Origin of the sequence: Marinobacter sp. LV10R510-11A (assembly GCF_900215155.1) — a bacterium.
GTDB lineage: Bacteria > Pseudomonadota > Gammaproteobacteria > Pseudomonadales > Oleiphilaceae > Marinobacter.
This window is the reverse complement of sequence record NZ_LT907980.1, coordinates 1,651,188-1,675,404: the sequence shown is the minus strand read 5'-3', so window position 1 is coordinate 1,675,404 and position 24,217 is coordinate 1,651,188. Positions and strand designations below refer to the sequence as shown.

The window sequence follows — 24,217 nt, the reverse complement described above, 5'->3', positions numbered from 1 at the left end:
GGTAGATATGAAACGCGGGGCTAGTTTAGCGTTTTGTGAGCGTTTGCGGGAAGGGGTGAATGGCAAAACAAGAAAATAGCGATGATCAGGAGTACAAGGCACGCTCGGTTGCTTTGAGATTGCTCGCACGTCGTGAGCATAGCCGCCAAGAACTGACGCTGAAGTTGCGACAGCGCAAGCTTGATAGCTCAGTCATATCGCTGGTTTTGGATGATTACGAGAACAAGGGCTGGTTGGATGATGATCGTTTTTCAGATGTGTACTCTCGCCACCGTATTGATCTGGGTTATGGCCCTCTGAGAGTGCTGGCGGATCTGCAGCAGCGCGGTATACACCGCACTCCGAGCTGCCTTGATGAGCTTTCTGACGCAGACTGGATCCGTAATGCGTGTTTGCTCAGGGAAAAACGTTTCGGCTTGCGTGACCTAAGTAGCGACTGGGACGAAAAAGTGCGTCAGGCTCGTTTTTTTACCCGTCGGGGATTCACGGCAAGCCAGGTGGAACGGGCGCTTGAGACCAGTGAACCGATCGATCCTGTTATCTAAGCTTCAGAGTGTTGGCGGTATCATTCCTAGCTCCGGGGATAGTCCGGCTCGCATGTCAGCCCCTTCTTCGGCTTGTTCGCCTTTAGGGGCCTGCTCTAGGCCGACGAACGAAGAGTCTGCAGCGGCTATTGCCTCTGTCGGCTTCATCATCCGCGCGAGCACATCATAGTAACGGCGAATATTCTGCACGTAGAGGACGGGCTCATGGCCACGGGCGTAACCATAGCGGGTCTTTTTGTACCATTCTTTCTGCGCCAGTAGCGGTAGGAACTCTTTCACATCCAGCCATCGGTCTGGGTTTTTACCGGCGCCTTCCGTTAGCCTACGGGCGTCTTCCAGGTGTCCGTAGCCCACGTTATAGGACGCCAGAGCAAACCAGGTGCGATCTGGCTCGGCGATGCGCTCAGGAATTTTCTCGTGAACCATGCGAAAATACTTGGCCCCGCCCTGAATGCTCTCTTCTGCATCCAGCCGGTTATTGATGCCTATGTAGTTTGCAGTGTTGCGCGTCAGCATCATTAGCCCACGAACCCCCGTTGGGGAAGTTGCATTGGGGCGCCAGTGTGACTCCTGATAACCAATGGCTGCGAGTAGGCGCCAGTCCATATCAAATAAGGAGGCGTAATCCCTGAATAAGCTTTTGTAGCTGGGCAATCGGTTTTCCACGTGATGCATGAAGGTGCGTGCGCCTACATAGTTCAGGTGATCCAAGTGGCCGTAAAAACGTTCGGAAAGCTGTGCGATGGTGCCGTCTGAGTGCGCTTTCTCAAGGAATGCTTTAGCTGCGCTGACCAGAGAGTCGTCCTGATTTGCGGGGAATAGCCATGCCAGTTCTTTCGCGTCGCCCAGAACAAACCCTTGCTTTACCTGAGGGAAAAACACGTGGTTGAGATCTAGCTCGTTGGAAGAGACGACCGCATAAGAAAGCTCACCAGTTTCCACTCGAGCAAGAATGCCGGCAGCATCCAAGCCAGGATGAACTTGCCAGAAGATTTCAGGATCTGCGCCGGTGAGAGCCTCAAGCTGGTACTCATGATTGCTATCGGGCACCAAGTGTAGGGTTTGCCCAACGAGATCCGTAAGGGTCTTAGGGCGATCCACATCGCGATTGTAAACGACGATCGACTGGGCTTCGATGCCGGTAGGAAGCGCTGTGTATTGGTTTTCGAACAGCGGTTGCCTAGAAAGACCGGCCAACCCGATGTGCGCAAAATCTCTGGAAAGCACGGACAGAACTTCTGTGTTGTCTTCGGCAACCCGTAGCCGGAGTTCAACGTCAAGTTCCTCTGCGAAGAGTTTGACCAGCTCGTAGTCATAGCCGGTAGGGCCATCGCGGCCTTCGTAATAAATGGAGGGTGCAACACGGGTAATTACGTGTAGCACGCCCTCATTACGGACTTCCTGCAGCGTGCTTGGCTGACTGCATCCGGCGAGGGTCAGTAGGGTTAAGGTCAGCGTGCAGGCGAGGAGTGATGTGCAAGCCATCGCTGCATTGTATGCAGTCAGAATTCTCGGCAAGTCCCTGTTCTCCTTTACCGCTGGATCATCGGGATGCACGCAAACTAGCTGGGGGCATCCGGTGTCTTTTTGGGTGTGGGCTCCATGTCCACTCCTCAATGATCCCTGCTGCTGAAAGAGGGGTCAATCAAGTTGATCAATAAATGTGCAAAACAATGTTAAATACACACTAGGGGAATAACCTTTCCGGCTCTGTATCCCGGCAAAGCTTTCAAGTATGATGTGCGCCTTCTCAGAATGCACCCGGACTCCCCCGTTTCGCGCGATATAGGTTGATATCATGCTCGAACTTCGCGGCGCACCCGCGCTTTCGTCATTCCGCTCTCATAAACTGTACGCCAAGATTCAGGCCATTGTGCCCGAAATTGAGCATGTTTATGCTGAATTCATGCACTTTGTGGATATGGAGGGCGCGCTTTCTGATTCCGAGCAGGCCATCCTTGATCGACTTTTAACATACGGCCCCAGCACTCTGCCGGAAGAGCCGAACGGCGTGCTGTTCCTCGTTGTGCCGCGCCCGGGAACTCTTTCCCCCTGGTCCAGCAAGGCAACCGATATTGCCCGTAATTGCGGTTTGCGCCAGATTCAGCGCATCGAGCGCGGTACGGCTTTTTATATCAAATCGAGTAAGAAGCTTGGTCTGGATCAGCGCGAGAAGGTTGCCGCGCTGCTGCACGACCGCATGACTCAGAAAGTCTTCCACGAAATGGGCGGCGCCCAGTTGTTATTCAGTCATGAAGAGCCGCGTCTTTTGGAGCGCGTCTCCGTTCTTGCTGGCGGTCGAAAGGCGCTGGTGGATGCAAACAGGCGTCTTGGTCTTGCGCTGGCAGATGACGAGATCGATTACCTGGTGAAATCGTTTGTTGGCCTAGAACGGGATCCGACCGACGTTGAGCTGATGATGTTTGCCCAGGCAAACTCCGAGCACTGTCGCCACAAAATATTTAACGCCTCTTGGGACATAGATGGTGAAGGGCAAGAAAAGTCTCTGTTTGCCATGATCCGGAACACCTACGAGATGAACAGCGAGGGCGTACTGTCTGCGTACAAGGATAACGCATCGGTTATCCGTGGCAGTCGTGGTGGTCGTTTTTTCCCGGATCCTGTAACGGGCGTTTACGGTTACAATCAAGAAGACATCCACATTCTTATGAAGGTGGAGACTCACAACCATCCCACTGCGATTGCACCAGCTGAAGGCGCGGCAACGGGGTCTGGCGGTGAAATCCGTGACGAAGGCGCAACTGGTCGCGGCTCCAAGCCGAAGGCAGGGTTGTCTGGGTTTACAGTCTCCAACCTCAATTTGCCGGATGATCCCCAGCCTTGGGAAATCAACTACGGCAAGCCAGACCGAATCGCATCCGCTCTAGACATAATGATTGAAGGGCCTATTGGCGGCGCGGCATTCAATAATGAATTTGGGCGCCCCAACATAGCCGGCTACTTCCGAACATTTGAAGAGCAGGTTGCCGGCCCGGCTGGTGACGAGGTGCGCGGCTATCACAAGCCCATCATGATTGCCGGCGGCCTTGGTAATATCCGCGCAGAACACGTTGAAAAAGGCAACATACCGGTAGGCGCCAAGCTCATTGTGCTGGGTGGGCCTTCCATGCTTATCGGCCTTGGAGGCAGCGCCGCCTCATCCATGGACTCTGGCTCCAGCAACGAGAATCTCGATTTTGCCTCTGTGCAGCGGGATAACCCTGAGATGGAGCGCCGGTGCCAGGAAGTGATTGACAGCTGCTGGCAGATGGGCGAGAAAAATCCCATGTGCTTCATCCACGACGTGGGTGCTGGCGGTCTTTCTAACGCGATGCCGGAACTTGTGAAGGACGGTGGTCGTGGCGGGAAGTTTGAGTTGCGGGAAATTCCCAGCGATGAGCCTGGCATGTCGCCACTAGAGATTTGGTGCAATGAGTCCCAAGAACGTTACGTTATGGCAGTTGCTCCCGAAAACCTGGAGGTTTTTGATGCGCTGTGCCGTCGGGAGCGTTGCCCGTACGCAGTGATTGGTGAAGCAACAGAAGCCCATCATCTTGAACTGAGCGACTCCTATTTCAACGACAAGCCTATTGACTTGCCGATGGATGTGCTCTTTGGCAAGCCACCGCGCATGCACCGCAGCGTTAAAAGAACCTCTTTTACCAAGCCGGTATTTGATTCCACTCAGATTGATCTGAATGACGCAATCCGCAGAGTGTTGCGGCTTCCTTCGGTTGGCTCCAAGAGCTTCCTCATAACCATTGGTGACCGCACGATTACCGGGCTTGTTGCTCGTGACCAGATGGTTGGTCCATGGCAGGTGCCGGTTAGTGATGTTGCGGTTACTGCAAGTTCCTTTGATGTGCTGGCTGGTGAAGCCATGGCCATGGGCGAACGCACGCCGGTGGCAACCATTGATGCACCTGCCTCTGGCCGGATGGCTGTGGGCGAGGCCATTACCAATCTGGCGGCTGCTGCCATTAGTAAGCTTTCTGATATTCGCCTGTCGGCTAATTGGATGTGTGCTGCAGGCCACCCCGGTGAGGATGAAAACCTATACGAAACAGTGCGTGCCGTTGGTATGGAATTGTGCCCGGAGCTCGGGATTACCATTCCTGTGGGTAAAGATTCCATGTCTATGAAAACCACGTGGGAAGAAGATAGCGGCGAACAGAAGAGCGTGACTGCGCCACTGTCGCTGGTTATCAGTGGTTTTGCCCCGGTTACCGATGTTTCGCGCACTTTAACACCACAGCTGATCACGGATGCGGGCGAAACCGATCTAATCCTTCTCGACTTGGCCGCAGGGCAGAATCGCCTGGGCGGATCGGCTCTGGCTCAGGTGTATCGCAGCGTGGGTGCGGTGGCACCGGATTTGGACGATCCAGAGGACATCAAGGCGTTCTTTGCCGTTATTCAAGGCCTGAACGCCGACGACAAGCTTCTCGCGTACCACGACCGTTCCGATGGTGGCCTGTTCGTAACGCTCGCAGAAATGTGCTTTGCCGGTCACACCGGTGTAGATATCAAGCTGGATGGTTTAGCAGACGATTCTAGCCAGTTTGCCCGGGAATTGTTCAACGAAGAGCTGGGTGCAGTTATTCAGGTACGCCGGGAAGACACCGATTTTGTTCTGCAGCAGTTCTCGGCTGCAGGCTTGAGCGAACACATCAACGTGATTGGCACATTGAATGATCAGGATCGCCTGCGCTTGACGTTTGAGGGCGATTCGGTCGTAGATGACTCGCGAACAGAGCTTCAGCGCTTGTGGTCTGAGACTAGCTATCGCATCCAGTCTCTTCGGGACAACGCTGATTGTGCCCTTGAAGAATTTGACAACCTGCTGGATGCGGACGATCCGGGGCTTCATGTGAAGCTTTCTTACGACGTGAACGAAGACATTGCTGCGCCCTACATCAACCTGGGTGCACGCCCGAAGGTTGCAGTTCTGCGTGAGCAAGGCGTTAACGGCCAGGTAGAAATGGCTGCTGCATTCGACCGGGCCGGTTTTGAATCAGTCGATGTGCATATGAGCGACCTGCTTTCTGGGCGGGTGAACCTCGAGACGTTCAACAGCCTAGTAGCCTGTGGTGGGTTCTCATACGGAGATGTGCTGGGCGCTGGTGAGGGATGGGCGAAGTCCATACTGTTCAACAACCGTGTTCGTGACCAGTTTTCGGCCTTCTTCAACCGTCAGGACACGCTTGCATTGGGTGTGTGCAATGGTTGTCAGATGTTCTCCAACTTGCACGAGCTAATTCCGGGCAGCGAGGGGTGGCCACGTTTTGTTCGTAACCAGTCCGAGCAGTTTGAGGCCCGGTTGGCGATGGTTGAAGTGATGCCGTCACCGTCTGCTTTCCTGGAAGGCATGGCCGGTTCGCGTATGCCCATAGCCGTTGCTCACGGTGAGGGTAGGGTAGAGTTCTCAGGGGGCGCGTCTGCAGCGAGCCTGGCAGAGAGTGAGCGAGTAGCGCTGCGCTTCGTGGATAACAGAGGTCAGGCAACGGTGCGTTACCCCTACAACCCAAATGGCTCACAAGAGGGTATTGCAGGTGCTACCACCCGGGATGGCCGTATCACAATCATGATGCCGCACCCTGAACGGGTATTCCGTGCTGTACAGCACTCGTGGCGCCCGAAGGATTGGCAGGAAGATGGCTCTTGGATTCGTATGTTCAGGAATGCGAGGCGCTGGTTCGACTAACTAGAGGTCTGGAACAAAAAAACCGACTTTGGCAAGCCCTGATAGGGTTGCTTTCTTGAGTCGGTTTTTTTGTATGTGGTATTCGGGGATTTCAGTGTTTTTCAAGCTAAATAAATCATATTTTTCAAAAAATACCGCTTGACTCATTTTATTTATGCACATTTTGGGTAGTGCTTTGGGTATTCTCTGAGCAATGCAGTACAAAGGGGTTCATTTTTTGTTCAGTAGCGCTAAGTTATTGATATATAAAGGTTAAGTTTAACGGGTGAATTTGTCACCAATTTAACGTGAGGGCAGTAAATACGGGCTTTATAGAGGTGTTCCCTAAACCTGTCCCCAGAGTTATCCACAGAATCTGTGGGTAAGTGCCTAAGCCATTAATCTGTACAAAAATTATCCTGTTCTGAGGAGGGTTCCATGTACAAAATATGCTATTTCGTCCCTGAAACGCATCTGGAGAAAACCAAGCAGGCGCTTTTTGATATGGGCGCCGGGTGTATCGGGGATTACGATTCTTGCGCGTGGCAGTGTCGCGGGCAGGGGCAGTTTCGTCCGCTTGAGGGCAGCAACCCTTTTTTGGGGGAGAGTGACGCACTGGACGTTGTGGATGAGTTCAAGGTTGAGCTCGTTTGTAGGGATGATCTCATCAAGCAGGCGGTTGATGCGCTCAAGCAGGCCCATCCTTATGAAGAGCCTGCCTATGAGATCTATCGGATGGAGATGTTATAGGTTGTCCTTGCTCCGGATGGCGGCCATAGGGTGGCGGATGTCGCGAACGTGAACACCGAAGGAGTCGTTTTTAATATCTTCCAGAAATAATTCCAGGGTCGTGCGCACCGTAGGGAAAGAGATGTCGTCCCAAGGAATGTTTTCCAGAGCAAACAGGCGGCTTTCAAGGGACTCTTCGCCAGCACCAAAATGCCCGTTTTTAAGGGTCGCCCGGTAGAACATGTGCACCTGGTTTATATGCGGAACATCAATAATGGAATAGAGCCCTTCAATAGTCACTTCGGCCAGGGCCTCCTCCAAGGTTTCACGCTCAGCGGCTTCCACTGTGGTTTCCGAGTTCTCCATATACCCCGCGGGAAGAGTCCAGTATCCGTACCGAGGCTCAATTGCCCTGCGACAAAGCAGGATCTGCCCCTCCCATACCGGCACGGTGCCCGCAATGATGCGTGGGTTTTGGTAGTGTATTGTGCCGCAGCTAACGCACACATAACGGTGACGATTGTCGCCCTCGGGGATGCGTTGTTTAACCGGATGGCCGCATGTGCTGCAGTACTTCATGTTTTTCCCCGTATACTTGAATTGATAACGCGTTCAGTTGAATGATCCTAGCTGTCGCTGTCTCATTCAACACCGGATTTGCCTAGGAGTTCCGATTTGCGTGATTTACTTGTTCAGCGTTTAACAGGCTATGCGCCCCGGAAGCTTGATCTGAACTATCCGGAAGCGGGCATTCTCGTGCCGGTTACTGACGATCCAGGCAATCCTGAAATGATATTTACGCTGCGCTCGACGAATATGAGCACTCATCGTGGCCAGGTTGCTTACCCCGGCGGAAAGCGTGACCCGGGAGACGTGTCGCTAGCTGCCACGGCCTTACGGGAAACTCATGAGGAAGTTGGCCTGCCTCCCGATCAGGTGGAAATTATTTCGCCATTAAGCCAAGTAATGTCGCTTCACGGAATTCTTGTCTCTCCATACGTGGGTGTTGTGCCAGAGGGACATCCGCTGGAGCCCAACCCCGGTGAGATTGATAGTGTCTTCCGTGTGCCTCTTTCCTTCTTTCTTGAAGATCGGCGTGAGCGCACAGATGCGATTCCTTTTCAGAATCAAACCATTCATGTGCCTTGCTACCGTTGGGAGCGTTATCAGATCTGGGGTCTGTCGGCTGTGGTTCTGGTTGATTTTTTGAATGCTGTGTACGATGCCGATATAGACCTGTTTAAACCCCGAACATAATAAGGAAAATTCAATGCTTTATGAGTTGGATGGCCGTGCCCCAGAGTTACAAGGCGACAGTCAGTTTGTTGCAGACAACGCAACCGTGATCGGTAACGTTTTGCTTCACGATAAAAGCAGTGTCTGGTTCAACGTGGTGATCCGCGGAGACAACGAGCTTATTACGATTGGTCCAGAGACAAACGTTCAGGATGGCTCCGTCTTGCATACTGATCCGGGTATGCCGCTGACGCTAGGTAAAGGTGTCACGGTTGGCCATAAAGCGATGCTGCACGGCTGTGAGGTGGGGGACTTTTCACTGATCGGCATTAATGCCGTTGTTCTGAATGGTGCAAAGATTGGCAAGTATTGCCTGATCGGTGCGAACACCCTTATCCCCGAGGGAATGGTCATTCCTGATGGTTCTCTAGTAGTGGGCGCTCCGGGTAAAGTTAAGCGGGAACTGACCGAGCAGCAACAGAAAATGCTCGAGCTGAGCGCCGCGCATTACGTACATAACGCAAGCCGCTATGTGAAGGGCTTGAAGCCCGTAAAAGATTGAGACAAATCCGTTATGGGTGCTGAGGATAAAGTTCGTTCGCCGTGCGTGAGCATATGTGCTCTCGATGAGCGTGATGTGTGTATAGGGTGTCAGCGCACCAGTGATGAGATTTTGCGTTGGACCACAATGACCAACTGTGAACGCAAAGCCGTGCTTGTATGCGTTGCTGAGCGGGAACAGGAGGTTGCACTTTAAACAGGCGCTAAAATCTCTGAAAAGAATAGGGCGCAGGCTGGAGGATGTAGTTTGAATAATGCTGGTCGGGTAACGCTGGGTACGCCACTTAAAGCGAATGCCTTTAGAGTGCTGCTATGTGGTTCCGGGGAACTCGGAAAAGAGGTGGCTATTGAATTGCAGAGGTTTGGGGTTGAAGTAATCGCTGCAGATCGCTATCTCAACGCGCCTGCCATGCAGGTGGCCCACCGCAGCCACGTGATTGATATGCTGGATGCGCAGGCACTACGTAACGTTGTCGAACTTGAGAAACCCGATCTCATCGTCCCGGAAATAGAAGCAATTGCGACTGCCGAGCTGGTCAAGCTAGAGCAGGAGGGGTACCGGGTTATTCCTTCTGCCCGAGCAGTTGACCTTACGATGAACAGAGAAGGGATCCGCCGCCTGGCTGCAGAGGAGCTGGAGCTGCGCACTTCACCTTACTGGTTTGTCGAAACAAAAGAGTTGTTTGTTGATGCCATTAACGCCATTGGGCTGCCGGTCGTTGTCAAACCAGTGATGAGTTCCTCCGGTAAAGGGCAGAGCACGGTTACCGATCAAAGCCAGATTGACGCTGCTTGGGATTACGCCCAGACGGGTGGTCGCGCAGGTAAAGGGAGGGTCATTGTCGAAGGCTTTGTGACGTTCGATTATGAAATAACCTTACTGACGGTGAGGCACTCTGGGGGTGTCAGCTTTTGCGAGCCCATAGGTCATAGGCAGGAAGATGGTGACTATCGTGAATCCTGGCAACCGCAACCCATGAGCGCTAAGGCGTTGGAGAGATCTCGCGAAGTGGCTTTAAAAGTCACCGAAAATCTTGGCGGTTATGGGGTATACGGGGTAGAGCTGTTCATCCATGGGGATGACGTATACTTCTCAGAGGTATCCCCTCGGCCCCACGACACCGGCCTTGTTACGCTTGTGTCTCAGGACTTGTCAGAGTTTGCTTTGCACGCACGGGCAATACTTGGCTTGCCGATTCCTGTAATTCGACAGCACGGCCCTTCGGCGTCTGTGGTTATCCTTCCTGAAGGTGATTCCACAGAAGTAGCCTTTTCTGGGCTGGAACAGGCTCTTTCTGAGCAGGATGTGCAGCTAAGGCTGTTTGGTAAGCCCGAGCTTTCAGGTCGCCGCCGAATGGGCGTCGCCTTGGCTAAGGGCTCTACAATTGAAGAGGCTAAAAGCAAGGCTATAGCAGCGGCTGCAGCGATTAATGTTCATCTATAGATAAAAAGTTCCAAGACCCCGTTGACACCTTCGCCCAGCTCTGTAGAATGCGCATCTCGCTTGAGGGATACGCCAGAACAGCGGGGTGTTTTGAGAGAGTTAACTGTTTGAAAGTGTTGAAGAAAACGATTTAAGCTTTCTTCGAGATAACGGTTGACAGGGTTCGGATTCGATGTAGAATACGTCCCTCGAAACAAGTAAGTATCAGCCGGTCAGTATCGGTAGTTTTAGAAGCGAAGCTTCTGAAGCAACTCGAAAAAAACGGTTGACAGGGTAGCGAAACGACGTATAATTTGCCTCCTTGATTGAGCCACGGCTCAAACGCTCTTTAACAAATTAACCAAGTAATTCGTGTGGGCGCTGGCTGGAGTATTTCGACAAGAAATACCAAGGCAAGCGACTCGTCGAACATTGAGTTTTGTCTTGAGCAAGAATTGAGATCTTCGGATCTTGTATGATTTAAACTGAAGAGTTTGATCATGGCTCAGATTGAACGCTGGCGGCAGGCTTAACACATGCAAGTCGAGCGGAAACGAAGGTAGCTTGCTACCAGGCGTCGAGCGGCGGACGGGTGAGTAATGCTTAGGAATCTGCCCAGTAGTAGGGGATAGCCCGGGGAAACTCGGATTAATACCGTATACGCCCTTTTGGGGAAAGCAGGGGATCTTCGGACCTTGCGCTATTGGATGAGCCTAAGTCGGATTAGCTAGTTGGTGGGGTAATGGCTCACCAAGGCAACGATCCGTAGCTGGTCTGAGAGGATGATCAGCCACATCGGGACTGAGACACGGCCCGAACTCCTACGGGAGGCAGCAGTGGGGAATATTGGACAATGGGCGCAAGCCTGATCCAGCCATGCCGCGTGTGTGAAGAAGGCTTTCGGGTTGTAAAGCACTTTCAGTGAGGAGGAAGGCCTTAAGTTTAATACGCTTGAGGATTGACGTCACTCACAGAAGAAGCACCGGCTAACTCCGTGCCAGCAGCCGCGGTAATACGGAGGGTGCAAGCGTTAATCGGAATTACTGGGCGTAAAGCGCGCGTAGGTGGTTGAGTAAGCGAGATGTGAAAGCCCCGGGCTTAACCTGGGAACGGCACTTCGAACTGCTCGGCTAGAGTGTGGTAGAGGGTAGTGGAATTTCCTGTGTAGCGGTGAAATGCGTAGATATAGGAAGGAACACCAGTGGCGAAGGCGGCTACCTGGACCAACACTGACACTGAGGTGCGAAAGCGTGGGGAGCAAACAGGATTAGATACCCTGGTAGTCCACGCCGTAAACGATGTCAACTAGCCGTTGGGGATCTTGAATCCTTAGTGGCGCAGCTAACGCACTAAGTTGACCGCCTGGGGAGTACGGCCGCAAGGTTAAAACTCAAATGAATTGACGGGGGCCCGCACAAGCGGTGGAGCATGTGGTTTAATTCGACGCAACGCGAAGAACCTTACCTGGCCTTGACATGCAGAGAACTTTCCAGAGATGGATTGGTGCCTTCGGGAACTCTGACACAGGTGCTGCATGGCCGTCGTCAGCTCGTGTCGTGAGATGTTGGGTTAAGTCCCGTAACGAGCGCAACCCCTATCCCTATTTGCTAGCAGTTCGGCTGAGAACTCTAGGGAGACTGCCGGTGACAAACCGGAGGAAGGTGGGGATGACGTCAGGTCATCATGGCCCTTACGGCCAGGGCTACACACGTGCTACAATGGTGCGTACAGAGGGTTGCAAACCCGCGAGGGGGAGCTAATCTCACAAAACGCATCGTAGTCCGGATCGGAGTCTGCAACTCGACTCCGTGAAGTCGGAATCGCTAGTAATCGTGAATCAGAATGTCACGGTGAATACGTTCCCGGGCCTTGTACACACCGCCCGTCACACCATGGGAGTGGATTGCACCAGAAGTGGTTAGTCTAACCTTCGGGAGGACGATCACCACGGTGTGGTTCATGACTGGGGTGAAGTCGTAACAAGGTAGCCCTAGGGGAACCTGGGGCTGGATCACCTCCTTAAACGAAGTTGAAGCTTCGGTCAGAGTCCACACGAATTACTTGGTTAATTGTAAAGAGAGCAAGGGTCTGTAGACCCGACGGTCTTGTCAGTGACAAGCAAAACCGGGTCTGTAGCTCAGTTGGTTAGAGCGCACCCCTGATAAGGGTGAGGTCGGTGGTTCAAATCCACCCAGACCCACCAAATGGGGCTATAGCTCAGCTGGGAGAGCGCCTGCCTTGCACGCAGGAGGTCAGCAGTTCGATCCTGCTTAGCTCCACCATTATTTACCTGACTTCGGTCAGTGTACAGAAACAAGTATTTCAGTTTAGCGTCTGCTAAGTCTGAAGTTTTTCTTTCTGATCACTGGGTCAGATTTGCTCTTTAACAAATTGGATGAGATAGAACACGAAGACTTTTTCTCATAATCTCCGAGAGAAAGTGTTCAATGTGATAACGATTTTTTCAAGCGTTATCCGGTGTTGTCGTTGAAGTGGTTGTTATATCACGTCAAGGCACTGTCTCCACATATTGGCCTCCTGGTTTACCAGGATGTTGATCCATGGAGCACAGTTGTCTTGGGGTTATATAGTCAAGCAACTAAGCGCATACGGTGGATGCCTTGGCAGTCAGAGGCGATGAAAGACGTGGAAGCCTGCGATAAGGTTCGGGGAGCTGGCAAACAAGCTGTGATCCGGGCATTTCTGAATGGGGAAACCCACCTAGTTTCGGCTAGGTATCTTGCACTGAATACATAGGTGTAAGAGGCGAACCGGGGGAACTGAAACATCTAAGTACCCCGAGGAAAAGAAATCAACCGAGATTCCCTAAGTAGCGGCGAGCGAACGGGGACTAGCCCTTAAGCTAGACAACTGGTAGGAGAAGGCTCTGGAAAGTGCCGCCATAGTGGGTGATAGCCCCGTATCCGAAACCTGAGTCTAGTGAAATCGAGTAGGACGGGACACGTGATATCCTGTCTGAATATGGGGGGACCATCCTCCAAGGCTAAATACTCCTGACTGACCGATAGTGAACCAGTACCGTGAGGGAAAGGCGAAAAGAACCCCTGTGAGGGGAGTGAAATAGATCCTGAAACCGTATGCGTACAAGCAGTCGGAGCAGACTTGTTCTGTGACGGCGTACCTTTTGTATAATGGGTCAGCGACTTATGTTCAGTGGCGAGGTTAACCGTTTAGGGGAGCCGTAGGGAAACCGAGTCTGAATAGGGCGATTTAGTCGCTGGGCATAGACCCGAAACCGGGCGATCTATCCATGAGCAGGTTGAAGGTTGAGTAACATCAACTGGAGGACCGAACCCACTGTCGTTGAAAAGCCAGGGGATGACTTGTGGATCGGAGTGAAAGGCTAATCAAGCCCGGAGATAGCTGGTTCTCCCCGAAAGCTATTTAGGTAGCGCCTCGGACGAATACCACAGGGGGTAGAGCACTGTTTCGGCTAGGGGGTCATCCCGACTTACCAACCCGATGCAAACTCCGAATACCTGTGAGTACTATCCGGGAGACACACGATGGGTGCTAACGTCCATCGTGAAGAGGGAAACAACCCAGACCGCCAGCTAAGGTCCCGAAGTACCAGTTAAGTGGGAAACGATGTGGGAAGGCTCAGACAGCTAGGAGGTTGGCTTAGAAGCAGCCATCCTTTAAAGAAAGCGTAATAGCTCACTAGTCGAGTCGGCCTGCGCGGAAGATGTAACGGGGCTCAAACTGGTCACCGAAGCTGCGGCTGCATACATTGTATGCGGGGTAGGGGAGCGTTCTGTAAGCCTGCGAAGGTGAGTTGAGAAGCTTGCTGGAGGTATCAGAAGTGCGAATGCTGACATGAGTAACGACAATGGGAGTGAAAAACTCCCACGCCGGAAGACCAAGGTTTCCTGCGCAACGCTAATCGGCGCAGGGTGAGTCGGCCCCTAAGGTGAGACCGAAAGGTGTAATCGATGGGAAACGGATTAATATTTCCGTACCTTGGATAGCTGCGATGGAGAGACGGAGAAGGCTAGGTGAGCCGGGCGACGGTTGTCCCGGTTTAAGCGAGTAGGGAGTGGGTTTAGGCAAATCCGGATCCACAATTCTGAGACGCGACGACGAGCACCCGTAAAGGGAGTGAAGTCATTGATGCCCTGCTTCCAGGAAAATCTTCTAAGCTTCAGGCTATTTGAGACCGTACCCCAAACCGACACAGGTGGTCAGGTAGAGAATACCAAGGCGCTTGAGAGAACTCGGGTAAAGGAACTAGGCAAAATGGTGCCGTAACTTCGGGAGAAGGCACGCCGGTGGTATGTGACACCCTTCGCGGGTTGAGCAGAAGCCGGTCGAAGATACCAGGCCCCTGCGACTGTTTATTAAAAACACAGCACTGTGCAAACTCGTAAGAGGACGTATACGGTGTGACGCCTGCCCGGTGCCGGAAGGTTAATTGATGGGGTTAGCGCTTGCGCGAAGCTCTTGATCGAAGCCCCGGTAAACGGCGGCCGTAACTATAACGGTCCTAAGGTAGCGAAATTCCTTGTCGGGTAAGTTCCGACCTGCACGAATGGCGTAACGACGGGGGCGCTGTCTCTACCCGAGACTCAGTGAAATTGAAATCGCCGTGAAGATGCGGTGTATCCGCGGCTAGACGGAAAGACCCCGTGAACCTTTACTATAGCTTCACAGTGAACTTTGAACATGTTTGTGTAGGATAGCTGGGAGGCTTTGAAGCGTGAACGCTAGTTTGCGTGGAGCCAACCTTGAAATACCAGCCTGGCATGTTTGAGGTTCTAACTCCGTCCCCTTATCGGGGATGAGGACATTGTGTGGTGGGTAGTTTGACTGGGGCGGTCTCCTCCTAAAGCGTAACGGAGGAGCACAAAGGTGGGCTAAGTACGGTCGGACATCGTACGGTTAGTGTAATGGCACAAGCCCGCTTAACTGCGAGACAGACACGTCGAGCAGGTACGAAAGTAGGTCATAGTGATCCGGTGGTTCTGTATGGAAGGGCCATCGCTCAACGGATAAAAGGTACTCCGGGGATAACAGGCTGATACCGCCCAAGAGTTCACATCGACGGCGGTGTTTGGCACCTCGATGTCGGCTCATCACATCCTGGGGCTGAAGCCGGTCCCAAGGGTATGGCTGTTCGCCATTTAAAGTGGTACGCGAGCTGGGTTTAGAACGTCGTGAGACAGTTCGGTCCCTATCTGCCGTGGACGTTGGAGATTTGAGGAAAGCTGCTCCTAGTACGAGAGGACCGGAGTGGACGAACCTCTGGTGTTCGGGTTGTCACGCCAGTGGCATTGCCCGGTAGCTATGTTCGGACAGGATAACCGCTGAAAGCATCTAAGCGGGAAGCCCCTTCCAAGATGAGATCTCCCTGGGCCCTTGAGGCCCCTGAAGAGCCGTTCAAGACTAGGACGTTGATAGGTCGGGTGTGTAAGCGCTGCGAGGCGTTGAGCTAACCGATACTAATTGCTCGTGCGGCTTGACTATATAACACCCAAGACAATTGCGGATATCGCAACGAAAAAATCAATATCACGGCCTAAAAAGCCAGTTCTATCTCATCCCCCAGTGATCAACCGTTTTGTCTGACGACCATAGCGGCTTGGAACCACCTGATCCCATCTCGAACTCAGAAGTGAAACAGGCCTGCGCCGATGGTAGTGTGGCATTTGCCCATGTGAGAGTAGGTCATCGTCAGACTCTTAATACCAAAAACCCCCAGCGGCTCGCCGTTGGGGGTTTTTTCGTTTTTAGGCTTTGTTATGGAAGCCAGATTTGGAAAACACCGCCACCAAGATGCCCACCATTGCGCAGCTTGATGTAGCCAGCACGCTCTCCCTCGCTGTGAAGGTCCGCTACCGCAGAAACAAAGAACAAGCCAAGGCTTGTGCTGCCGGTGTTGAAGTCGAGGGATTTGAAACTCAACGTTCCGGTATGCTGTATGTTCTCTGGGTAACCTTCTCCATCATCTTCCACTCCGATAACAAGATATCCGTCCTGCTCATTGGCCGTTAGCCTGATTCTGCTTTTGGTATAGCGGATAGCATTGTTAATCGTATTGTTTAGTGCACCGGTAAGCAGGTCGGCATCAAAAAAGCCGTTTATCTCTTCTGCATCAATAGACCACTCGATCCCCAACCCTTCAAGAAGCGGTGTGTGCCTGGCAAGGTGTTCATATAGGAAATCGGGAACAAAATGCTCTTCCATGTGCGCGGAAAGATTGTTTTCGCCCAACCTATAAATCCCTAGGAGCTGTACCAGATCGTTGTGTATCCGCTCTGCTTCGTACTGGAGGGTGTTGAACTTGGAAGAATCGTTCAGCCTGTCTTGGTTCTCTGTCCTCAGTTCATCCAAGGAGTTGAGTAACATTCCTAGTGAGTTTTTCATGTCATGCACGGCCAATGCCAGAACCATGGAGAAGTTGATATTGCGGTTTTTCATTGGTTCAGTGCCTTCAATTTACGTTGCAGAGCAAGGTAGCGTCGATATTGTCCATGCTGCTCAGGCAGCTCAGCCATCCGGCTTAGGTGATACTGGCAGCGTTCCGTCAGATCCTTGACTCCCGCGGTGGTCTCATGCTCTTTTATCAGCACTTGAACCTGGTTTAGGTTCAGGGCTGGGTGATCCGGTATCATTTCTAGGGCTTTGGCGAAGATACTTCGGGCCTCTTTGAGATTGCCGGATTCAAAGGCTGCTATGCCTTCTCGATTAAGACGGCGAGCTTTGATTTTCGTACGAAAGCTTACTGGCTCATCCAACAAATTTTCTATTTTTTTGATAGCGCCAGGGTTTTCACCAAACTGCTCTGCCAGCTCCCCAAGCAATGTTTTGGCCTCAATTCCGTGGCCAAGGCGATAGAGTGTTTTTGCGTAGTCTAGGCCTGTTTCTAAGCCCAGCGAGCGGGTGTTCTTTAGCTTCGGCCGAATACCGTCCAGCATTACTTCGGCTTCTTGTAGGTGTTTTTGGCCCGCGTAGATCCGGCACTGGATAATCTTGCTACGAAGTTCAAGAATATCGTTGGCTGGGAAGCGCTTTTCCAAGCAGCCAAGAGTTGAAAATGCTTCGTTTGCAAGCGTCTCACCCTCTTTGTCCGTATTGCCTTCACTCAGGTCGCACAGGGTATGGCTCAAGGAGAGATAGTGGCCGGCACTGTCATGAATGGAATGAGTCCCCAAGCTGACTGTTTTTCGCCATGACTTTGCGGCGGTTTCCATGTCTTGGTTGGATTCCGCCAATTCAGCTAAGTGTTTTTGACGGAGCAATGCATGGGGTGAATAGTCAGCTGCCCGCTCCAGAATTTTCTGCGCCTGTCCCGGTCTATTCAGGCGCTCAAGGCCATCTGCTAGAAAGTCATAGGCTTCCATATAATCAGGGTGGTTGGCTATTAGTTGTTGCAGGCTCTCCACAGCTTCGTCGTAACGATGGTTGGCCAGTAATACTTTGTCGCGCCCGAATCTGGCCCACGGTAACTCGCGTTGGGAGAGAACTTCGTCGTACACTTTAATGGCATGGGAAAGATCCCCTAGTAGAAAATAGAGTTCCCCGAGGGTTTTCATAAGCCAGGTTTTATAGCGTGGCAGTCGGGCCAGAGCCGTAACACAGAGTGAGATAGCTTCTGGATAATTTTCCCGGTCGATTTCACGGTTGATCGGAAACAAGGCGTTGCGTTGGTTGATTAGGCTACCCAGGCGCTTTTCCAGCATAGCGCGATTCATCGGCTTTGTGAGGTAGGCGTCGGGCTGGTTTTCGCGGGCCCCCATAACCATTTCCCGGGACGTCTCCGAGGTTACCATTAAAAAAAGTGACGATCGTTTTAAAAGCTTCTTGTGGCGAAGCTCCTCCAGAATGTGCTGGCCATTCTTGCCCTCACCCAAATTATAGTCGCATAGCACTACGTCTACATGATTGTATGTGCAGTACTGCACCGCGGGTCTGGCGTCGGCAACCAACTCAATATTGACGGCACCACAGCTGCGAAGCATATGGCGCATTGAGATCCGGAAGTTTTCAAAGTCGTCGATCACAAGATAGGTGAGCTTTGCGAAGGCGCTTGTGTCAGAGGCTGATTTGTTCGCGAGCGTGCTCATGAGCGCTTTTGTTTCAGTAGTTTGTTCACCATGGCTCTCAAAGCCGCAGGCTTAACCGGCTTATAGAGAATTTGATACCCTCGCTCAATCGCCTCGTCGCGAACGTCGGGAGCCGTATATCCGGTAATCAATATGCCCGGTATGTCGTAGCCCCCTGCACTGCGTATTGCGTCCATAGCATCCAGACCGTTCTTGTCATCATCAAGCTGATAATCTGCAAGTATAATATCTGGCTGTCTACCCTGAGGTTTCTCTAGGGCGTCTTCTAAGCTTTCAGCAGCTGTGACATTGCATTTCCAGTTCCCCAGAAGCGCAACCATTCCCTGCAGGATTGCGGGGTCGTTGTCGATACAAAGAACGTTCAGGCCGCCAAGGCTAGAAACGCGCCGCGAGCTTGTAGCTGATGTTTCAGCCGCCTGGTACGCCTGATCTGCTTGGGCAAGGGGAACGGTTATACCAAAAACACTGCCTTTTCCCTGAACCGATTGAACGCTTACAGGATGGTTCAGCATGCCACTGATCCGGTCGACGATCGCGAGGCCGAGGCCAAGGCCCTTCTTGTCTCGGCCGTGCTGAAAGCGACGGAACTCTTCGAAAATAAAGGTTAGCTGATCCTCTGGTATACCGGGGCCGGTGTCCCACACCTCTATGCGCAAATACCCTTTGAGGCGGCGGCAGCCCAACAGAATTTTCCCATCAGGGGTGTAGCGTATTGCGTTGGACAGAAAGTTCTGTACAACCCGGCGCAGGAGCTTGGAATCTGAGTGGATCCAGGCGCTGCTAGGTACGACATGAAGCTTAAGGCCTTGGTCTTCCGCAATAGCAGTAAAGTCGGTGGCCAAGTGACGCATAATGTCGTTAACCGGGAACACGCCAAGTTCCGGTTCCAGCGCGCCCGCATCGAGTTTGGAAATGTCGAGGAGGGTACTGATGATCTCTTCTGCCGCCCCGAGTGAACTGTCGATATGATCCACAAGCTCTTTTGTTTCGGTGTTGTTTTCTTTGCCTGCAAGCGCTGATGTAAATAGGCGCGCGGCATTCAGTGGCTGCAGTAGGTCGTGGCTTGCCGAGGCTAGAAAGCGAGTTTTGCTTTGATTTGCTTGCTCAGCAACGGACTTGGCTTTAAGCATTTGTTCGTTGATAACCTGCAGCTCCTGGGTGCGTTCTTTAACCCGCTGCTCGAGATAGGTGTTGGTTTCTTTAAGCGCCTGCTCAGTGCGGCGCATCGCTGTAATATCCTGGAATGTGGTTACGTAGCCGCCACCGGGGATCGGGCTGCCGTCTATTCGAACAATTGTTCCGTCCGGTCTTTGGCGTTCATAAGAAATAAGCTGGCCTTCGCGCATGTTGCCGTAGTGGTTGGCAACGATCTCATCAATTCGCCGGGCCGGTAGGTTGGAATTGGTGAGGTTATAGCGCATCAGGTCTTCTGCCGGGCGTCCGACTCTTACAAACCCCTTCGGATAGGCGAACAGTTCCAAATAACGATGGTTCCAGACCACCAGTTGTTGTTGCTGATTGACCACTGATACGCCTAGGCTAATGTTCTCGATAGCCGACTGCAGCAACTCCCGGCTGAACGTCATGGCCTGTGATGCTTCATCAACAATGCTGACCACGTCTTCGATCTGCATGTCTCGACCCGTTAGGGTCGATTCCAGAACCACCCGTGCGGTGGACGCGCCAATCACCGACGCGAGTTGGCGCTCTACGTATTTCATCAGGTGAGAGGAAGCTGGGCGATGCAGGTGCAGCCTTATGGCATTGCGACGTTCGTAATTTCGGAATACAACTTCTGAGCGCTCTTCGCCCATGAATCTGTCGGTGAGAGCCTGCAGATCCGACGTTAGTATCTCCTCCTGCCAGCTTTGATGCTGGATCGTATCGCCTTTGGGGTGGGGATCCTGAAAAAACGAGGCAATCTGGATTTTCTCACGCACCCGCTGACGTGTGACCAGAGAAAGCACCACGTAGACCAGCGTATTGATACCCAGGCTCCAGATAATGCCGTGGCTGGTCTGGTCGAGTTTCAGCCCGAATAGCGCGGTTGGCCTTGTCCAGTGAAGCCCCCAGATACCCTCGTTGATTAGCGAGTCGGTAAACCAGCCCGTTGATGCCAGTGCAGGCAGGAGCAAGGTGTAACACCACAGAAAAAAACCGAGAGCTAGGCCCCATGTTGCACCTGTGGCATTACCGCGGCGCCAGAGAATGCCGCCCACAAGCGCCGGGCCAAATTGTGCTGCTGCAGCAAAGGACAGGAGCCCGAACGAGGTCAGGCTGTAATCTTTTCCCGCCATCCGGTAAAAGCCGTAAGCAATCAGTAGAACCACAAAGATGGCGACCCTGCGGATGCCGAGTAGCAGAGAGCTAAGGTCGGCCTGGCGATTCATCCGTGGCCTGAAGAACTTAAGCAAAGCCGGCATGACGATTTCATTGCTCACCATCGTGGCAATGGCGACAGAGCATACGATAACCATGGCAGCCGCTGCGGAGCCGCCACCAAGGAATGCAAGAATGGCCAGCCACTCTTTGCCGGCCATGATGGGCAGCTGAAGGATGAGGATGTCGGGGTTGCTGGCTATGGCTTCTGGAGCCAACAGACCCGCTGCAGCAATAGGTAGCACAAATGCGCTAGCCACAATGAGATAAACCGGCATGGCCCAGCGGGCAACTTCGAAATCGCGGTGGTCGGCGTTCTCTACCACCATTACGTGAAACTGCCGTGGCAAGCAGATGATGGCCAGCATCGCAACGAGAGTTTGGGTGATAAATGCCGGCGCCTCAATGGCATCTGTTGTAAGAATGCCACTAAGATCCGCCTGCTTTACATTGTCCAATAAGTCGCCAAAGCCGTTATAAAGCCCGTACCCAACAAACAGCCCAACGGCAACAAAGGCAACGAGCTTGATCAGTGACTCAAAGGCCACAGCTTGAATCATGCCGCGATGGTGTTCAGTCGACTCCAAGTGGCGGGTGCCAAAAAGCACGGTAAATGCCGTCAGCGCCAGGGTGATGTACCAAGCCGCATCGTTCCAGGCTGCGGTACTCAGCTCCCGGGTGCCCGTGCCTGTGCTGGACAACACACTGAAACCCATGGCGATGGCCTTTAGTTGCAGCGCGATGTAGGGCACGCTGCCAATCAAGGCGAAGGTTGCGATCATGGCAGCCAACAGCTGGGATTTGCCGTACCGGGAGGCAATGAAATCGGCGATGGAGGTGCTGTTGTTACGCTTACTTATGTAAATGATTCGGCGCAAAAGTGGTGCGCAGAAAACAAAAACCAGCAAGGGCCCGAGATAAATGGGTAGAAAGCCCAGCCCCTCCTGAGTGGCCCTTCCCACGGCGCCGTAGAAGGTCCAGGAGGTGAAGTAGACCGCCAGTGACAGTGAATAAACATGCGTCCGCGCAAGGCGCCTGCGATACAGCCCGGGGTGTTTATCTCCCGCCCAGGCGATGATAAACAGGACCGAAATGTAGGTGATGGATATTAAAACCAGCAACCAGACACTAATCATATTTATACAATTCCGTCAGGTAGGGCGGGTTACCTGCCCCCATTTACCAGAGTTTCAGCCGGCACACACAGTGGAATAGAGTACGTCACTGCCATTCAGAGTTTTGAGGTTGTCTACCCGCGGTGTTCCATCAGAGCCGATTGGAACCAGCTCCCGAGTTGCGCAGTTAATAATGTGGATCCGGTGAGAGACTGTGTCTGTGATCTTTTGCTCAAATCGATAGAGGGTAAAACGAATAATATTCGGGTTGTTGGTGTCCCGCGCGATGCTTTTCGTGTCCACCGTGGAAAAAGCAGTCACATAAGGATAGACCATAGTCCAGGGGCGCCAATAAATCCCTTTACTCTCCGTGCTCACAACCACAGCCTCGGTAGGTAAACGCGACTGTTTATGGTCGTACCATGCATACTCTCCGTATATCAGGTAGCCCAGCATACCTGCGCCGGCAAATACCGGGATAAGCCATTTAGGTGCCCTGTTGCGGGTGACTGCCCGTATTCCGAGAGCTATGCCAGCGGCGCCCAGCCCACAGATTACAGTGGCGACAAAAGTCCAAAACATATACGTGTTTCCTTAAAAAAAGAACGGGCTCCCTCATAGAGGAAGCCCGCTCAGTAACAACCTGTCAACTCATTGAGTATATCAGGCTAAGTTGTTGCTTAGTGGTCTTGAGCTTTTCCGGCACCGCGTGGGTAGCGAACGCTTTCAACCAGTTCTTGAATCTCAATGGGTGGCTCATCAGTTGCGTTAGATACAGCGAAGGCTACCGCAAAGTTGACGAGGGCACCGATTGCACCAATCGACAGTGGAGAGATTCCAAATACCCAGTTCTCTGCGATATCTGCAAGGTTGGCCGTGCCCGGAATGAAGAACCATCCCTTGTACACGAAGATGTACGACAAGGTGAACACCAAGCCGCACAGCATACCCGCGACAGCACCCTTATTGTTGATGCGCTTCGAGAAGATACCCATCATCAGAGTCGGGAACAATGAGGCGGCCGCAATACCGAATGCCAAAGCAACAACCTGAGCGGCGAACCCTGGAGGGTTAGCGCCCAGCCAAGTTGCTACCACAATTGCAACGGCCATCGATATTCGCGCTGCCAGCAGCTCACCTTTTTCCGTAATACCGGGATTAATTGAGCCTTTGATCAAGTCGTGACTGATCGCCGAGGATATGGCCAATAGCAGGCCTGCCGCCGTCGACAATGCAGCTGCCAGACCACCGGCTGCGATCAGACCGATGACCCAGCCGGGCAGATTAGCAATCTCGGGGTTAGCGAGCACCAGAATGTCGCGGTTTACGTCGAGCTCGTTGCCTTCCCAGCCGCGGGCTTCTGCCTCATCCTGGAACGCCTTGCCTTCTTCAGACGAGTCATCGTTGTACAGTTGGATACGACCGTCCTCATTCTTGTCCTGGAATGTGATCAGCCCTGTGATTTCCCACTCTTTGATCCAGTTCGGGCGGTTATCGTATTGAATCGGCTCAGCAGCGGTGCCATCCGGATAAATGGTGGACATCAGGTTCAGGCGAGCCATGGATGCAACAGCCGGGGCTGTGAGGTATAACAGCGCAATGAATACCAGAGCCCAGCCAGCAGACCAGCGAGCATCAGCTACTTTTGGAACGGTGAAGAAGCGAATAATAACGTGGGGTAGGCCGGCGGTACCGATCATCAGAGTCAGGGTAAACAGCACCATGTTCAGGTGGCTGTCGACATCTGCAGTATACTCTCTGAAGCCTAGATCCGTAATAACCTGGTTCAGTTTGTCCAGAATCGGCATTCCCGAATCGATATGAGTGGAGAACAAACCTATCGCTGGGATTGGGTTATCCGTCAGCTGCAGGGAAATAAAGACAGCTGGAATGGTGTAGGCAAGGATCAGCACGCAATATTGAGCAACCTGCGTGTAAGTTATGCCCTTCATGCCACCAAGTACCGAGTAGATGAAGATAACGACCGCAGCAATAATCAAGCCCGTAGTGGCATCCACTTCCAAGAACCGGGAGAAGGCCACGCCAGCGCCGGCCATCTGGCCGATAACGTAGGTCAAAGAGGCAGTGATCAGGCAGACAACCGCTACCAAGCGTGCCTGCTTGCTATAGAACCGGTCACCAATAAACTCCGGAACCGTGAACTTACCGAATTTACGCAGGTAAGGTGCAAGAAGCATAGCCAGCAGAACGTACCCGCCGGTCCAGCCCATCAAGTAGGCTGAGCTTGCATAGCCACCGGCTGCAATGATACCCGCCATGGAGATGAATGACGCTGCTGACATCCAGTCGGCACCAATCGCCATACCGTTGGTGATGGGGTGAATGCCGCCGCCGGCGACGTAGAAATCTTTAGTGCTTCCGGCCCTGGCCCAGACAGCAATCATGATGTAGATGAGGAAGGATCCCCCTACGAACATAATGTTAATCGCAAATTGACTCAT

The 24,217-nt window shown here is 52.7% G+C and carries 14 protein-coding genes, 2 tRNA genes and 3 rRNA genes; 12 read left to right on the top strand and 7 right to left on the bottom strand.

What is annotated here, in order from left to right:
* The first annotated feature begins 59 nt into the window (after positions 1–59).
* Positions 60–545, top strand: coding sequence for a regulatory protein RecX (locus CPH80_RS07990; protein ID WP_096276734.1), 486 nt, complete (start codon positions 60–62; stop codon positions 543–545).
* 3 nt (positions 546–548) lie between these two features.
* Here CPH80_RS07990 and mltF read toward each other — a convergent pair whose 3' ends face one another.
* Positions 549–2,030, bottom strand: coding sequence for a membrane-bound lytic murein transglycosylase MltF (gene mltF / locus CPH80_RS07985; RefSeq protein ID WP_096281487.1), 1,482 nt, complete (start codon positions 2,028–2,030; stop codon positions 549–551).
* 313 nt (positions 2,031–2,343) lie between these two features.
* Here mltF and purL point away from each other — a divergent pair, with 313 nt between their 5' ends.
* Positions 2,344–6,249 carry a phosphoribosylformylglycinamidine synthase gene (gene purL, locus CPH80_RS07980; protein ID WP_096276732.1) on the top strand — a complete coding sequence of 1,302 codons (3,906 nt, stop codon included), beginning with the start codon at positions 2,344–2,346 and terminating at the stop codon, positions 6,247–6,249.
* 417 nt (positions 6,250–6,666) lie between these two features.
* The gene (locus CPH80_RS07975) at positions 6,667–6,978 is read left to right on the top strand and encodes a YqfO family protein (RefSeq protein ID WP_096276730.1); all 312 of its coding nucleotides are present in this window, start codon (positions 6,667–6,669) and stop codon (positions 6,976–6,978) included.
* Here CPH80_RS07975 and CPH80_RS07970 read toward each other — a convergent pair.
* Positions 6,973–7,536 (bottom strand): NUDIX hydrolase, encoded by a 564-nt coding sequence (locus CPH80_RS07970; RefSeq protein WP_096276728.1) that lies wholly within the window; start codon positions 7,534–7,536, stop codon positions 6,973–6,975. The two genes, CPH80_RS07975 and CPH80_RS07970, sit on opposite strands and share 6 nt — an antisense overlap.
* Positions 7,537–7,632: 96 nt before the next feature.
* Here CPH80_RS07970 and CPH80_RS07965 point away from each other — a divergent pair, with 96 nt between their 5' ends.
* The 9 genes from CPH80_RS07965 (at position 7,633) to rrf (ending at position 15,874) form a co-directional block, all read left to right on the top strand.
* Positions 7,633–8,214: an NUDIX hydrolase gene (locus CPH80_RS07965; protein ID WP_096276726.1), complete on the top strand. Its 582-nt coding sequence runs from the start codon at positions 7,633–7,635 to the stop codon at positions 8,212–8,214.
* 13 nt (positions 8,215–8,227) lie between these two features.
* Complete coding sequence (locus CPH80_RS07960; protein ID WP_096276724.1) at positions 8,228–8,755, top strand: gamma carbonic anhydrase family protein; 528 nt, start codon at positions 8,228–8,230, stop codon at positions 8,753–8,755.
* A 12-nt stretch (positions 8,756–8,767) separates the two neighbouring features.
* Complete coding sequence (locus tag CPH80_RS07955; protein ID WP_096276722.1) at positions 8,768–8,950, top strand: DUF1289 domain-containing protein; 183 nt, start codon at positions 8,768–8,770, stop codon at positions 8,948–8,950.
* Positions 8,951–9,001: 51 nt separating this feature from the next.
* The gene (purT, locus tag CPH80_RS07950; RefSeq protein WP_096276721.1) at positions 9,002–10,198 is read left to right on the top strand and encodes a formate-dependent phosphoribosylglycinamide formyltransferase; all 1,197 of its coding nucleotides are present in this window, start codon (positions 9,002–9,004) and stop codon (positions 10,196–10,198) included.
* Positions 10,199–10,659: 461 nt separating this feature from the next.
* Positions 10,660–12,199: ribosomal RNA gene (locus CPH80_RS07945) — 16S ribosomal RNA — on the top strand.
* 104 nt (positions 12,200–12,303) lie between these two features.
* Positions 12,304–12,380, top strand: a tRNA-Ile gene (locus CPH80_RS07940).
* Positions 12,381–12,383: 3 nt separating this feature from the next.
* Positions 12,384–12,459 (top strand) — tRNA-Ala (locus CPH80_RS07935).
* Between the two features lie 307 nt (positions 12,460–12,766).
* A 23S ribosomal RNA gene (locus tag CPH80_RS07930) occupies positions 12,767–15,661 on the top strand.
* A gap of 97 nt (positions 15,662–15,758) precedes the next feature.
* Positions 15,759–15,874, top strand: a 5S ribosomal RNA gene (gene rrf, locus CPH80_RS07925).
* The 16S, 23S and 5S rRNA genes sit together here with 2 tRNA genes alongside, the layout of an rRNA operon.
* A 60-nt stretch (positions 15,875–15,934) precedes the next feature.
* On the opposite strand, the gene CPH80_RS07920 is transcribed toward rrf, so the two are convergent.
* From CPH80_RS07920 to CPH80_RS07900, 5 genes are all read right to left on the bottom strand, one after another.
* Positions 15,935–16,615: a sensor histidine kinase gene (locus tag CPH80_RS07920; protein ID WP_096276719.1), complete on the bottom strand. Its 681-nt coding sequence runs from the start codon at positions 16,613–16,615 to the stop codon at positions 15,935–15,937.
* Positions 16,612–18,261, bottom strand: a complete 1,650-nt coding sequence (locus CPH80_RS07915; RefSeq protein WP_096276717.1) for a tetratricopeptide repeat-containing response regulator — start codon at positions 18,259–18,261, stop codon at positions 16,612–16,614. The genes CPH80_RS07920 and CPH80_RS07915 overlap by 4 nt, the downstream gene beginning before the upstream one ends.
* Positions 18,258–21,776, bottom strand: a complete 3,519-nt coding sequence (locus CPH80_RS07910; RefSeq protein WP_096276715.1) for a PAS domain-containing hybrid sensor histidine kinase/response regulator — start codon at positions 21,774–21,776, stop codon at positions 18,258–18,260. The genes CPH80_RS07915 and CPH80_RS07910 overlap by 4 nt, the downstream gene beginning before the upstream one ends.
* A 54-nt stretch (positions 21,777–21,830) precedes the next feature.
* Positions 21,831–22,337 carry a hypothetical protein gene (locus CPH80_RS07905; RefSeq protein WP_096276713.1) on the bottom strand — a complete coding sequence of 169 codons (507 nt, stop codon included), beginning with the start codon at positions 22,335–22,337 and terminating at the stop codon, positions 21,831–21,833.
* 98 nt (positions 22,338–22,435) lie between these two features.
* Entirely contained in the window at positions 22,436–24,217 is a 1,782-nt protein-coding gene (locus CPH80_RS07900) for a sodium:solute symporter family protein (RefSeq protein ID WP_096276712.1), read from the bottom strand.

What these genes read in the sequence shown, in the direction of transcription:
- CPH80_RS07990 (WP_096276734.1), top strand. Translation starts at nt 60, where the DNA reads ATGGCAAAACAAGAAAATAGCGATGATCAGGAGTACAAGGCACGCTCG.
- mltF (WP_096281487.1), bottom strand. Translation starts at nt 2,030, where the DNA reads ATGGCTTGCACATCACTCCTCGCCTGCACGCTGACCTTAACCCTACTG.
- purL (WP_096276732.1), top strand. Translation starts at nt 2,344, where the DNA reads ATGCTCGAACTTCGCGGCGCACCCGCGCTTTCGTCATTCCGCTCTCAT.
- CPH80_RS07975 (WP_096276730.1), top strand. Translation starts at nt 6,667, where the DNA reads ATGTACAAAATATGCTATTTCGTCCCTGAAACGCATCTGGAGAAAACC.
- CPH80_RS07970 (WP_096276728.1), bottom strand. Translation starts at nt 7,536, where the DNA reads ATGAAGTACTGCAGCACATGCGGCCATCCGGTTAAACAACGCATCCCC.
- CPH80_RS07960 (WP_096276724.1), top strand. Translation starts at nt 8,228, where the DNA reads ATGCTTTATGAGTTGGATGGCCGTGCCCCAGAGTTACAAGGCGACAGT.
- CPH80_RS07955 (WP_096276722.1), top strand. Translation starts at nt 8,768, where the DNA reads ATGGGTGCTGAGGATAAAGTTCGTTCGCCGTGCGTGAGCATATGTGCT.
- CPH80_RS07920 (WP_096276719.1), bottom strand. Translation starts at nt 16,615, where the DNA reads ATGAAAAACCGCAATATCAACTTCTCCATGGTTCTGGCATTGGCCGTG.
- CPH80_RS07915 (WP_096276717.1), bottom strand. Translation starts at nt 18,261, where the DNA reads ATGAGCACGCTCGCGAACAAATCAGCCTCTGACACAAGCGCCTTCGCA.
- CPH80_RS07910 (WP_096276715.1), bottom strand. Translation starts at nt 21,776, where the DNA reads ATGATTAGTGTCTGGTTGCTGGTTTTAATATCCATCACCTACATTTCG.
- CPH80_RS07905 (WP_096276713.1), bottom strand. Translation starts at nt 22,337, where the DNA reads ATGTTTTGGACTTTTGTCGCCACTGTAATCTGTGGGCTGGGCGCCGCT.
- CPH80_RS07900 (WP_096276712.1), bottom strand. Translation starts at nt 24,217, where the DNA reads ATGAGTCAATTTGCGATTAACATTATGTTCGTAGGGGGATCCTTCCTC.